Here is a 13,702-nt window from a genome sequence, read left to right as displayed (position 1 = left end):
CAAATAAAAAGAATCTGAGTCATGGCTCAGATTCTTTTTATGTTTTATCACTCTTTTTATAACGGTGTCCCGAAGAGTTGGGTAGCATATAAGAATTCACCATCATAATGAACACCTACACCGATTTCCTCATATTCGGGTTTGATCATGTTCTCATAATGACCTTCACTCTCGACCCAACCATCAAAGAGCAATTCAGCCATTTCTTCTTCGCTCATGTAATAGGTTGCCATCCCCAAGTTTTCCCCGACGATTCGGTAAGAGTAACTAATGCCTTCTTCTTCAAAGACTGTGAAGGGATCAGTGCCATTAGGTCGAGTGTGGGAAAATGATTCTTCTGTTTCTTTGGCGCGGATAATGGCCGCCGCTTTCAGCATGTCGTTTGACTGCAATGTGTTAAGGTTCTGTTCTTCTCTTAGTTCATTCAATAAAGAAATAATCGTTTGTTCAACCTTGTCGTAATCGACTTCTTCGTGTTCATTTTTTTCTATAATAGTGTTGTCAGCTGCGGGGCTCTCCTGGTTGTCAGTGAAGGAGGAATCACCAATGATGGGTATGGTGTCAAAAGAAGACCTTAACTGCGATATTTCGGTTTGAGTGGGCATATAGTCGACCGCGGTATTCATCCAGCCACCCAAGCGTGTGCCGTTTAAAAGCCCGCTTACACCTAGCCAGAAACCAATAGTGATGGCCAATAGTAGAGAAATTAATTTTCTTAAAAGTTTCATTTTTTTCATACCTTTCTGTCCTGAGCACAGTTTACCAGAATTGCCAGAAAGCGGCTAGGGTAAAAAGTTGAAAATAGTATAATATTTTCGTTTTCGAATTGAGCTGAGTTACTTCATTTTCGTAGCACTCTTTTGTATACTGGAGAAGTTACTATTGATTATACATCTAAATAGGAGAGTCCGATATGAAAAATATGAATTCCGAAAAATTAGGCACGATGCCAATGAACAAGTTGATCCTGACGCTTTCAGTACCTATGATGATTTCAATGTCTATCCAATCTCTCTATAACGTGGTCGACAGTATATTTGTGGCGCAGATCAGCGAAGAGGCATTAGCGGCTCTGTCACTTGTTTTTCCTATACAAATGCTAATGGTGGCAATCGGCATTGGAACAGGGGTGGGGATGAATGCTGAGGTATCCAAACGGCTAGGTGAAGGGAACCGGAAATTAGCCAGTGCAGCTGCCAATAATGGTGTCTTCTTGACCCTGTTTCATTATGGTCTGTTTCTCGTCTTTGGGTTGTTGCTTGTCAGACCATTCTTTGAGATGCAGACGGATAATGCTGAAATCATAAGGTACGGGATGGAATATACTGTAGTGATCACAACACTTTCTGTTGGGAAGTTTTTACAATTTACATACGAACGTATTCTGCAGTCTACCGGACGCACATTTTACACGATGATAACACAGGGCACGGGGGCCATATTGAATATCATTTTGGATCCGATTCTGATTTTTGGCTGGTTTGGCATACCTGCTCTCGGTGTATACGGTGCTGCCATCGCTACCGTTATTGCACAAATAACTTCGGCCATTCTTGCAATCATTATTAATGCGAGAGTCAATGATGATTTAGATATGCATTTCTTCGGAAATAAACCGGATTTCAAAGTCATTAAACGTATTTATTCTGTAGGTATTCCCTCAATGGTGATGACGTCTATCACATCACTGGTCATGTTAATCTTTAATATTATTCTGCTTCAGTTCACACCTACAGCCATAGCTGTTTATGGCGTCTATATCAAGCTTCAGGGCTTTGCATTCATGCCTGTGTTTGGTCTGAATAATGGCATGATACCTATTGTGTCTTATAACTATGGAGCAAAGAACAAGGAACGAATGATCGAAGCTATCAAAGTTTCTCTGATGTATGGATTAATGATCATGCTTCTTGGAACGGCATTGTTTCAAGTTTTTCCAGTCCAGCTTTTAAACTTATTTAGTGCATCTGATGAAATGATGAGAATCGGTGTCCCTGCTTTAAGAATTATTAGTCTCAGTTTTGGTTTTGCCGGAATAAGTATCATGCTGGGAACCGTTTTTCAGGCTGTTGGGAACGCAGTGCTCAGTTTATGGATCCAGGTCATCCGCCAACTGATTGTATTGGTTCCGGTCGCCTACGTATTATCTTTAACAGGAGATGTTAATATGGTTTGGTGGTCGAAATTGATATCAGAGGGTGTAACAATTGTTTTTGCCCTCCTAGCTATGCGATATGTTTATACTAAAAAAATAGAACCGCTAAAATATGACGAAAAATAAAATAAAGGACGTATCCTCACTAACTTGGATACGTCCTTTATTTATCCTCATTTTTTCTACTTAGTTCATTCAATCATGGCGGAGGGCTTCTATTGGATCCAATCTTGCAGCTTTATTCGCTGGGAATACACCGGCAACTACGCTGATAATAATGCTGGCCAGGATACCAAACAGGGCATAAGCTGGGGTCATGTGTAAGATGGTTGTTCCAAATAGGTTCTCAACGGCAATATTCCCGACCATCGAAATAAAGGAAGCAATTCCAACACCTAACAACCCGCTGAACAAGCCGATGAGGAAGGATTCGGAAACAAAGATACGACGGATATCTTTATTCCGGCCACCGATTGCTTTGAGTACACCAATTTCTTGAGTACGTTCAACGACGCTGATATAAAGAACCGTTAGAATCATGATAGCTGAAACGAATAGAGAAATACCCGCTACGCCCGACAATATATAAGTGAAAATATCCAGCATTTGTGTAAATGTTGCTGCCAGAGTATCTGTAGATGAACCCGCATAACCCAAATCGCTGATTTCATCTTTGATCATCTGCGAATTGCCGGCTTCATCTGCATAAAGATAGGCTAAATTAGGTTCAACGGTCAATCCGTTATCCTCATTCATATCAGAGAAAGTGTCCATTGTCATAAAGACGGAATCATAAGCGCTAGCCGGTCCAATAGCATTTCCAGCAGTATAAATTCCACTGACTGTGTAGTTACCAGTTAAAGGACTTCCATTCACTGATAGCTTTACTTCAACTTCCTCTCCTATCATGTCTTCGGCATTACTTAACATGTTTTCTGCCATTTCTTCTGTAATCAGAACTTCACTAATTTCAGGGAATGACCCATACAAAATATTGGAATCGGTCATGTTTGCTGAGATGGTACCGAAGTTCATGAATGGATGAGTTTCATCTTCATAGACGACTGTGTCACTTCCAATTGAGAAGGCTGAATATGCGAGTTCTATTTCCTCAACTTGCGGAATTGATTCGAGCTCGGCAATATTCGGTTCTTCAAAAGCGATGTTTTTAGATAATTGAACCATCGGATTATTCGCTGCTAGATTTCCAGGTCCTCCACCTGCCTGTTCTGCAGGAGCCTCTGTATCAATTTCTTCGTCGGTCTCTTTCTGTGTTTCTTCAGTCATCCGCGCTTCGCTGATCATGGGATTGACGTTTTCATTCATGGTGTCGGTTAAATAATCGTTCACACCGTTGCCAAGTGCGAGCATCAGGATAACACTCATGATACCAATGCTGGCGCCCAATGCAATAAGGATATTCCGCCCCAATTTTTCTTTCATATTCAACAAAGCCATCCGAATCGCTGCAAAAAAACCAAGGTTTTTATTTTCTTGCCGTTCCTTTATCTGAAAAGTGCTTTTGTGGTCGTGTATATTTTTGCGTTTCTCGTCACTGACAATTTTCCCATCATCGATGGTGACTACACGAGTGGAGCGCGAAGCCACACGCTCCGAATGGGTAACCATGATAACTAATTTACCATTTTTTGCAATCTCCTCAATGATATCCAATACTTGATCGGATGTCTGGGAATCGAGTGCGCCGGTCGGTTCATCTGCGATGATGATATCTGGATCATTTACGAGAGCCCGCGCAATAGCCACACGTTGTTTTTGACCCCCCGATAGTTGACTTGGTTTCTTTTTATAGTGATCCTTCAAGCCTAAATGTTCTAGGACTTCTTTGGCTCTTTCTTTTCTGGTATTTGCATCGACATTGGACAAGGTCATCGCCAAGGTAACATTATCTAACACAGATAGGTGAGGGACGAGATTGAAACTTTGGAAAATAAAGCCGACCTTTTCTTTATGAAAATTGACCATTTCCTTTTCTTTGAAGTGGCCGATATTTTCTCCATCTACAAGAATTTCACCTTCGAATTTCAAATCAAGACCACCCAACACGTTCATCAGTGTGGATTTACCACTGCCTGACTCACCAATGATGGACACTAATTCTCCCTTGTCAAAAGATAATTGCACATCTTTCAATGCATGAAAACGATCTTTATCAGTAATAGGATAATATTTATTTAAGTTGTTCACTTCTAAAAACATCATAAAACTGTTCCTCCTTAATTAGAAAGTGAGTAATCACTCACTTTTAACTCTAATTAGAGTATAGACTCTAATTAGTTATTCTGTCAAGGTCAAATTAAGGATGAAGTCCTTTTTCGAGAAAAAGAATGAGATGATCGGTTTCAGTCTTGGTTTCAGAGTTGGTGGAAAAGCCCATTGATTTGGCAACGACATAACCAGCGATGATGCTGATGATGAGACGGATGATTTCTTCGTTTGGCCAATCTATAATTTCTTTTTTTTCTTTAAATAGATTTATGATTTGATTGATTTCATCGAGCAATACTTTAGGAATCAATGTGATCAAGTTATCGCGCATCGTTTCTTGATAGAGATATTCTGTCAGGAATATTTTCCAGATTTTTAGATTGTTTCCGGCAAAATTTATTCGTTCTGGCAGAACTTGGTGAAGAAAATTTGCAAATGACATGGTGCTAAGCCTATCCAGGTTGTTTTGTGAATATGTTGGAATCAAGTCTTCGAGCGATTGACTGAGGAGCGGTAAAATACTGGCATAAAGCAAATTTTCTTTTGAGCCGAAATGCTTGAAGATAGTGCCTTCTGCAACATTTGCTGAGCGTGCGATATCTTTAGTTGAGGTGTTTGAGTAGCCTTTTTCAGCAAACAATAATAAGCTAGCTTCCAAGATATCCTGCATCTTCGGAGTTAGTTTCTCATTGTTTTCAATTTTATGTTTAAACAGTTCAAAAATGGAGTCCACTTCAACCGCTCCTTCAGGTAGTTTTGATTTCATCTTACGGTTTTACTTGAAAACAAGCAAGAGCTTTTAAGTAAGAGAGTGAATGTTCCATAGTGATAAAGAGAGATAATTAGACAGATGTATTGAGATTTTTATATAAAAATCGATACGAATGTTCCCACACTAAAGATACTTTTTAAACAAAGAATCAAAAACATGTTATCTAAAGACCTGTCCCGATAGGAAACCTAGTAAAGATAGAGAATATCGTGCATTGTTTCTTGAAATATGGATTCCACACATTTTTATTGAGTAAGGCACGTTCTTATATTGCTGTGCTGCAGATGTAAAAGAGGATAATGGTGTAATAGGGAAAATTTGGTCTAAATTAATAAAGGACGTATCCTTATTGCAGGGATACGTCCTTTATTTCAAGTTAATTGATCGTTCATTATTTGTTCTATATCGCCGTAGCCACCTTTGATATTAATGACATGAGTGAAACCTCTCTTTTCCAGAGCGCCCAAGGCGATACTTGAACGCACGCCGGATTCACAGTGGACAAAAAGAGGGTCGTTTTCGGCAAAAGGAATGTCTTCGTTCAAAAGGTCTCCCATTAAGACCCGTTTTGCTCCCTTTAGATGTCCTTCATCCCATTCTGAGCGATTACGTACATCTAGAATATTTAAGCTGTTTTTATTTTTCTGATATAAGGCTACAAATTCAGCTGCTTCAATATTGAGAGAAACAGTCAAGTTATCAAGATCATCTGGGCTAGCGTAGCCGTTGACTTTATCAAAGCCGATGAGTAAAAGCTGTTTGCTTGCTTCGTCGGCATCTTCTTTGGAACCGATCAGTGTCAATTCTTTATCGTAATCCAGGAACCAACCCGCATAGCTTAAAAAATTATCATTCATCGGAATATTGAGTGTGCCATACTTATGATGTGCCTGATAAACTTCTTTAGGACGTAAGTCAATAATCAGTTCTGAAAATCCAGTTGAATTGATAGGATATACGCGAGTATCTAAAGCTTTTGGAACAGCGACTTTGTTTATTTTTTTCATCTCTGCAAAGTAATTGGGCGGTTCAGGTTGCTCCAGAACAAGTTCTTTTTTAAAGGCTTCTTCATCGTCGAGCTGAAAAGCCCAGTTATTTTCTTTTTCATATCCCAAGGTACTCATCGGGACAGCCCCTAATGATTTACCACAGGCACTTCCGGCGCCGTGTCCCGGCCATACTTGCAGGTAATCGGGAAGCTCTTTGGCTTTCTGTACGGAATGGTACATATCTTTTGCGCCAGAATCGGTGGTTCCTTCCATCTGCGCGGCGGCTTCGAGTAAGTCTGGCCGACCAACATCTCCGACAAATAAGAAATCTCCGGAGAAGATACCCATAGGAACAGATGATCCTCCCCCTTTATCTGTCAACATGAAAGAAATGCTTTCAGGTGTATGTCCAGGGGTATACAAGACTTCTAGTATGATATTACCGATTTCAATTGTTTCTCCTGCTTTGAGGTAAACTGTGTCGTCAGGCATATTCTGATATTTCCAGTCAGCATCTCCCATATCGGAGACATAAAGTTGTGCATTTAATTTCCGTTTCACATCACGGAGTCCGGAAGCAAAGTCAGCATGAATGTGTGTTTCCGCTCCTTTGGTAATGGTTAATCCTTCCGCTTCAGCTTCTTTTATATAGTCTTCAAGATCACGCAGCGGATCGATGATGATGGCTTCTCCCGTTTGCTGACAGCCCACTAAGTAAGCCATTTGAGCTAATTGCTTATCAAAAAAAGATTTAAAATACATTTATGTCCACTCCCTAATTTTTTTAACAGAACGCTTATTATTAATCATTTTAACATGCATAGGTGAGTCCTTTTAAGGAAATGCTTATTGATCCGCTTAAGTCTTTATAATCGATTTTTTATATACTGGTTTGTTAAAATAGATAGTAGTACTTTAAAGGGAGAGATAATTATGATACCTAAGATCATTCATTATGCTTGGTTCGGAGGAAATGAACTCGGACCGCTCGAAGAAAAATGTTTAGCAAGCTGGAAAAAGTATTGTCCTGATTGGGAAATTATGCGATGGGATGAATCAAATTTCACTCCCAAAGAGCATGGAAAGTATGCAGAACAAGCTTATGAAAGAGAAGACTATGCCTTTGTTTCGGATGTGGCACGTCTACATGCACTAAAAGAGCACGGTGGGGTGTATTGTGACACCGATATGGAACTGATAAAACCGATAGATAAATTTCGTGAATTTCCTGCCTTTTTCAGTTTTGAAATCGAAACGGAAATATCAACAGGAATTATTGGTGCAGAAGCCCATCATCCATTTATTGAAGAACTGTACAAAGATTATGAGGGTAGAGAGTTTATTTTGCCTGATGGTACACGTGACGATAAAACAAATGTAGATAGAATCACTGAGATAATGATTGAAAGAGGACTTAAACCTAATAATACGCGACAAGAAATAGAAAATTGCACTATTTTACCACGTGAATATTTTTCCCCTAAAGATTATTGGACACGTGAAGTGGATGCGACGCCTAATACACATGGCATCCATCAGTTTACGGGTAGCTGGTTATAATAATTATTTGATTAGGCAAACCAGAACATTTATGTTCTGGTTTTTTTCGTGTATATACATACGTTATTTTTTAGTTGTATAATAAATAGGAGTGTCATCTTATGAAAGGATGGGTTGCATGAAATTATTTAAAAATGGAAAAATTTACATAGAACGAGAGTCATTCGCTGAGGCGATGATCATTGAGGATAACCGTATCATTAAAGTAGGAAGCAAAAATGAATGTCTAAGTGTCTTTAAAGGAGAGTCTGTCGTTGATTTAAAAGGACAAACAGTCTTGCCGGGTCTGATCGATTCGCATCTGCATTTTTTGATGACCGCTGAATATCTTAGTTTGTTACCTATTACAGATGTCAGTTCAATGAAAGAACTTATAGAGCGTTGTCAAAAACACATTGATGAAAATGAGTTGACGAAAGAAACCATTTTATACACCGAAGGATGGAACCATACAACCTTTACGGATGAAAAGAGGATGCCCAACCGGTTCGATCTGGATCAGGCATCTGCAGATGTTCCGGTTGTTTTAGTGCGTGTAGACAGACATGTTATGAGTTTGAATACAGCCGCGTTAAACTATTTCGGTATCACAAGCGACACAACCGTTGCAAATGGTGGAGAAATAATCAAAGACGAGTCGGGCAAGCCTACAGGAGTCTTAACCGAAGGCGCCGTTGATTTAGTCAAAGCAAAACTTCCCCGCAAAACAAAAGCGGAGAAGAAAAAGCTGTTGATCGATACGATGAAATTAGCCAATCAAGTCGGACTCACTTCCATGCACACGAATGATGCAAAAGACGAGACGATTGAAGAGACATTGAAGCTCTATGAAGAATTGGAAAAGGAACAGCGATTAACACTTCGTTTTTACCAGCAGATCTGGTTTAATGATGGCAAATATCTATCAGGTTTTTTAAATAGTTCTTATTCCTTTCAACAAGGGTCAAGCTGGAATAAAGTGGGTCCGATAAAATTCTTTATCGATGGTACGCTCGGATCACGGACAGCTGCGCTGAGAGAACCTTATTCCGACGATCTGACAACTCGGGGAATGTTAACAAAGTCTCAAGAAACATTAACAGAAGAAGTCAAATCAGCAGTGGATCATGGTTTTCAAGTGATCATCCACGGCATCGGAGACCGTGGGATCGAGACGATCTTAAACGCATATGATGCCGCCTTAAATGGTCAGCCGAACATCCTGAGACTGGGAATAAATCACATGCAGATAACTGGAATGGATCTCATTGAGCGTGTAGCTGAGAAAGATTACTTAACCTATGTACAGCCCATTTTCTTGGATGATGATATGCCTATTATCTATGACCGTGTCGGGGAAGAACGTGCGAACACTTCATATCTTTTTCAGACAATGATAAATAAAGAGATCCATCAATCGTTTAGCAGTGACGCTCCGATCGTTTCGTTCAATCCCTTTTTTAATATTCAATGTGCAGTGACTCGAAATCGTTTAGATTCTTCAAATGCTGAACCGTATCTACCAAGTGAGGCTGTAGATATTTATTCAGCCATAGATGCGTATACTTATGAAGGAGCCTATGCGTCCTTTGAAGAGACAGATAAAGGGCGGCTTAAAGAAGGTTACCTGGCTGATTTTATCATTCTTGACAAAGATATTTTCACCTGTGAACCTCAACAAATCAAAGCGATAAAGGTTATAGAGACCTATGTCGATGGGGACTGTGTTTATAGCGTGGGTGAAGCAGATGAAAAATAAGATCATAACCAAGACACGTTTAAAGAATTTGGCGCTCATTGTCATAGGTTCGCTGCTTTATGCTATCAGTGTCAATGTCTTCACTGTTCCTAACGGTTTGTCCGAAGGTGGTTTAACAGGGTTTTCGCTGATCCTATTTTATGTCCTGAATATTACACCTTCTTACACCATTTTTATCGCTAATATCGTTATATTGGCGATTGGTTACAAGTTCTTGGATAAAAAGACCTTGTATTACACTTTAGTGGCCAATGGAATCATATCGGTACTTTTACTGGTTGTAACTAGATGGGAATTCATTCCGGAGACGACTTTATTAGCGCCCATCGGTTCAGGTATATTTATGGGTACCGGCATAGGATTGATTATGCTAGGGCACGGCACAACTGCCGGCAGTGATATCATTGCTAAATTATTGCATAAGTACGTCGGTATCAATGTGCCAACAGGACTGCTCATGATCGATGTCTTGGTAGTGGTACCGAGCGCGTTCGTTATTGGTGCAGAAAATGCATTCTTGACACTGATCAATTTATACATCCAAAGTAAAGTGATCGACTTCATACTAGAAGGGCTGAATCCGAGAAAATCTTTCTTTATCATTTCTGACAAGTATGTAGAAATTGCTGATGCTATTGAACAACAACTTGGCAGAGGCATAACTATTTTAGATGGCAAGGGTTATTATACAAAAGAGAAAAAAGAAATTTTATATATTATTATCAGTCGACGAGAAGTACTGCGTATCAAACGGATCGTAGAAGCGATCGACCCTAATGCGTTCATGACTATTTCTCACGTTCAAGAGGTGACCGGAGAAGGGTTTACTTACTTGGCTGAAGAGGTGAAAGCTGAACGAATCACTCAAGCTGAAAAAACTTGGAATGATTAGTCTAGAATGGTTGCAATTTAGTTTGCTTACTTTATAATTATTATAAAGTAGGCAAACGTAAAGGAGAAAAAGAATGGCAGAAAGAATAATAGAGATCAAGAATGTTAGTTTCAGTGTAGATCAGGAAAAGATTTTAAAGGGTTTGAATTTTTCCATCAATAAAGGGGAACGCGTGACAATTACAGGTCCTTCAGGTGGAGGAAAGAGCACCTTACTCAAAATCATTGCGAGCATGTTATCCCCCACAGAAGGAATCGTCAGCTATAACGGGAAGAATATTGCTGACATCAACCCAATAGATTATCGAAAAAAAGTCTCCTATTTCTTTCAAAATGCCACGTTGTTTGATCAAACCGTTAGAGACAACTTGTCCTTTCCTTATGAAATACGTGATGAGGAGTTTGATGAAACGAAAAGTGTCACCATGCTTGAGCGAGTGAAATTAAATCGTACTTACTTAGATAAAGCTGTAAAAGATTTATCCGGTGGAGAAAAACAACGTGTCGCTCTTGTAAGGAATTTGTTATATCAACCAGAAATCATTTTGCTTGATGAAGTGACAAGTTCACTGGATGCAGAAAACAAAGAGATTATTTATGCCATTTTAGACGAATTAAATGAAGAAGCGGACATGACCATACTTTCTGTTACGCATGATGAAAGAGAAATTAATCAAGCGGATCGCGTTATTCACATCATTGACGGAAAGGTGGCAGATAAATAATGGGTTCTAATTTAGAAATCAGTAATTTTTCGCTGCTGTTATCAACAGGATTAATATTTATTGCTGTCTTTGTAGCTTACAAAGAAAAATTGGGTTTAGGCAATGATATTTTTATTGCAGCTGTAAGAGCTGTAATACAGCTGTTCATCATCGGATTTGTATTGAAGTATGTCATTCAAGTCGATGATTTCTTTGTAACATTGGCTATGGTGTTGTTTATTGTTTTCAATGCCGGTTTCAATGCACACAAAAGAAGTGAGGGCATTTCTAATTCCCTTGTAATATCATTAACTGCTATCGGAGCAGGGACTGCAATAACCTTAAGTATCATGATTGTCTCAGGAGCAATTGAATGGGTGCCATCACAAATTGTTCCTATTACAGGAATGATAGCCAGTAATGCTATGGTTGCAATAGGATTGACTTTTCGAGCGCTAAACAGTAAATTTACTGATCAGAGACAGCAGGTATTAGAAAAGCTGGCATTGGGAGCGAATGAAAAGCAAGCGTCGATGAGTATTATTCGAGAAAGTGTCAAAACAGGAATGAGTCCTTCTATAGATAGTACCAAGACAGTTGGATTGGTCAGCTTACCTGGCATGATGTCCGGATTGATATTTGCAGGAGTAGATCCTACAGATGCGATTCGGTATCAAATTGTTGTAATGTTTATGCTGATATCAGTAACCAGTATTGCCAGTTTTATTGCGAGCTACTTAGCGTACAGAGAATATTATAATGATCGGAATCAGTTGCTGATTTAAGTAACAGAAAAGTCTTTTCTACTACATAAGTAGAGGAGGCTTTTTATATTACACTGTTACAGGGTATCTCTAATCTGAAATAGTCCTGTAAGAATAAAACAGATATAATACAAACTAACTAAAAGGAAGTGACAAAGCGTTCAAACCCCTTTTAATTTTCAAATAGCATGGTAAGATGCATACAGTTGTTCAGGAAAGACTGTTGAACACAATTAGAAACTGTCTGGAAACCTTAACCAGTCGAATGAAACGAAAAGGGGAATTTGTTAATGACTATTCAGAAAAACACATGGCTTAAAGCAGGATTAACACTATCTGCAGCGGGTTTAATGATACTAACTAACGATACAGAAGCAAGCGCAAATGAATTCAGTAGCTCAAACTGGGTACCACGTACGGTGCTTGAGATTGAAGAACAAATTAATGATGCAAAAGCAGATATGGAAAATGAGAATGAAACATTAGAGTATACTCTCCAATGGGGCGATACACTATGGGGAGTTTCTCAAGTAACTGATATTTCAGTCGAAAAACTTGCTAAAGTTAACGAAATTGATAATCGCAACTTAATTCAGGCTGGGTCAACGGTTTATTTAAGTAAAGATTTATCAATTGTTTCCGTACAAAATGAAGAAGAAGTTGTAAGTTACGATGTTTCAACAGAAGAAGTAAAAGAAACAGAAACACCCAAAGAAGTAGAAGAAGCTAAAGAAGAAAAACAAATAGCGAAAGCAGTAAAAGCATTAGAAGCTGAAGATGCGGCAAAAGCGGCAAAAGCAGCAAACGCTGAAGCAGAAGCGGCAGAAGCAGCAGAAGCAGCAGAAGCGGCAGAAGCGGCAGAAGCAGCAGAAGCAGCAGAAGCGGCAAACGCTGAAGCAGAAGCAGCAGAAGCGGCAAACGCTGAAGCAGAAGCAGCAGAAGCAGCAGAAGCAGCAGAAGCAGCAGAAGTAGCAGAAGCGGCAGAAGCAGCAGAAGCAGCAGAAGCAGCAGAAGCAGCAGAAGCAGCAGAAGCAGCAAGAGTAGCCGAAGTGGCGGAAGCAGCAGAAGCGGCAAATGCTAAAGAAGCAGCAAGAGTAGCAAACGCTGAAGAAGCAGCAGAAACAGCAGAAGCGGCGAAAGCCGAAGAAGTAGCACAGGCTCAAGCGACTGAAGCAAAAGCCTCAACATCTTCTAACCAAGCGGTTGAAGCAGAAACTAAAGATGAATCGGGTACTTGGATGACAGTTGAAGCAACTGCTTATTCTCGTAATCAAGAAAGTCTAAGTAACTTTACGTTTGCTGGAATTGATTTAAGAGAAAATTCTCGTGTTATCGCTGTTGATCCAAATGTTATTCCATTAGGTTCAAGAATATTTGTACCGGGATATGGTGAATTCGTTGCTGGAGACACTGGTGGTGCAATCAAAGGTACCCGTATTGACCTTCATATGGAAGACTTAGAAGCTGCATGGCAATTTGGGCGTCGTGAACTAGACATTAAAATTTTAAACTAATTAACTCATACAAATTAGAATAAGCATAAGGTTTATACCTTATGCTTATTCTTTTTTTTGCTATTTAAAACAAACTGTAAACAACATAATAATAATGTCATATTAGTAAATAAGTTGTTAAATCGTTATGTTTTAAATCGATTTTAATTCATGTTAGTGTGTACTCAAGTAAAGGATTAACTTTTAGTGATAGCCACTTCTACCATTCGACTTCAAATAATTAATCCGAAGTTAGCTAAAAAAATTAGGAAGTGTTGCCGTTTTTACACGGGAGTTAATCTGATGAATCCTTAGTAGAACAAACAAATAAAAGGAGAGATGATATGAAATAACTATCCAAGTCTTAAGGATAAATGTGTTGGTGGGACTGTATTTAGCTGCATGAT

Annotated in this window: 11 protein-coding genes; 7 read left to right on the top strand and 4 right to left on the bottom strand. The window is 39.2% G+C overall.

Annotation, left to right across the window (positions count from 1 at the left end; translation table 11 throughout):
• Positions 1–56: 56 nt before the first annotated feature.
• Positions 57–737 (bottom strand): CAP domain-containing protein, encoded by a 681-nt coding sequence (locus ACO1PF_RS03940; RefSeq protein ID WP_423190050.1) that lies wholly within the window; start codon positions 735–737, stop codon positions 57–59.
• 176 nt (positions 738–913) lie between these two features.
• Between ACO1PF_RS03940 and ACO1PF_RS03935 the strand changes: the two genes are divergently transcribed.
• Complete coding sequence (locus ACO1PF_RS03935; protein ID WP_423190049.1) at positions 914–2,281, top strand: MATE family efflux transporter; 1,368 nt, start codon at positions 914–916, stop codon at positions 2,279–2,281.
• Positions 2,282–2,350: 69 nt separating this feature from the next.
• On the opposite strand, the gene ACO1PF_RS03930 is transcribed toward ACO1PF_RS03935, so the two are convergent.
• The 3 genes from ACO1PF_RS03930 to ACO1PF_RS03920 all read right to left on the bottom strand — a co-directional run bounded on the left by ACO1PF_RS03930 (position 2,351) and on the right by ACO1PF_RS03920 (position 6,907).
• Positions 2,351–4,378, bottom strand: coding sequence for an ATP-binding cassette domain-containing protein (locus tag ACO1PF_RS03930; protein WP_423190048.1), 2,028 nt, complete (start codon positions 4,376–4,378; stop codon positions 2,351–2,353).
• A 94-nt stretch (positions 4,379–4,472) separates the two neighbouring features.
• Positions 4,473–5,150: a TetR/AcrR family transcriptional regulator gene (locus ACO1PF_RS03925; RefSeq protein ID WP_423190047.1), complete on the bottom strand. Its 678-nt coding sequence runs from the start codon at positions 5,148–5,150 to the stop codon at positions 4,473–4,475.
• Positions 5,151–5,527: 377 nt separating this feature from the next.
• Complete coding sequence (locus ACO1PF_RS03920) at positions 5,528–6,907, bottom strand: MBL fold metallo-hydrolase (RefSeq protein WP_423190046.1); 1,380 nt, start codon at positions 6,905–6,907, stop codon at positions 5,528–5,530.
• A gap of 171 nt (positions 6,908–7,078) precedes the next feature.
• Between ACO1PF_RS03920 and ACO1PF_RS03915 the strand changes: the two genes are divergently transcribed.
• The 6 genes from ACO1PF_RS03915 (at position 7,079) to ACO1PF_RS03890 (ending at position 13,316) form a co-directional block, all read left to right on the top strand.
• Positions 7,079–7,705, top strand: a complete 627-nt coding sequence (locus ACO1PF_RS03915; protein WP_423190045.1) for a glycosyltransferase family 32 protein — start codon at positions 7,079–7,081, stop codon at positions 7,703–7,705.
• 118 nt (positions 7,706–7,823) lie between these two features.
• Positions 7,824–9,443, top strand: coding sequence for an amidohydrolase (locus ACO1PF_RS03910; protein ID WP_423190044.1), 1,620 nt, complete (start codon positions 7,824–7,826; stop codon positions 9,441–9,443).
• Complete coding sequence (locus tag ACO1PF_RS03905) at positions 9,433–10,335, top strand: YitT family protein (protein WP_423190043.1); 903 nt, start codon at positions 9,433–9,435, stop codon at positions 10,333–10,335. Before ACO1PF_RS03910 ends, ACO1PF_RS03905 begins: the two co-directional genes overlap by 11 nt.
• Before the next feature lie 73 nt (positions 10,336–10,408).
• A complete protein-coding gene (locus ACO1PF_RS03900) occupies positions 10,409–11,059 on the top strand; it encodes an ABC transporter ATP-binding protein (protein WP_423190042.1) in 651 nt (216 codons plus the stop codon).
• Entirely contained in the window at positions 11,059–11,823 is a 765-nt protein-coding gene (locus tag ACO1PF_RS03895; protein ID WP_071848359.1) for an ABC transporter permease, read from the top strand. The genes ACO1PF_RS03900 and ACO1PF_RS03895 overlap by 1 nt, the downstream gene beginning before the upstream one ends.
• A 269-nt stretch (positions 11,824–12,092) precedes the next feature.
• A complete protein-coding gene (locus tag ACO1PF_RS03890; RefSeq protein WP_423190041.1) occupies positions 12,093–13,316 on the top strand; it encodes a 3D domain-containing protein in 1,224 nt (407 codons plus the stop codon).
• Positions 13,317–13,702 lie beyond the last annotated feature (386 nt).

Source organism: Alkalibacterium sp. f15 (assembly GCF_049389645.1).
Lineage (GTDB): Bacteria > Bacillota > Bacilli > Lactobacillales > Carnobacteriaceae_A > Alkalibacterium.
Note: the sequence above shows the minus strand (reverse complement) of the source record. Positions and strands in the feature narration are given on the sequence as shown.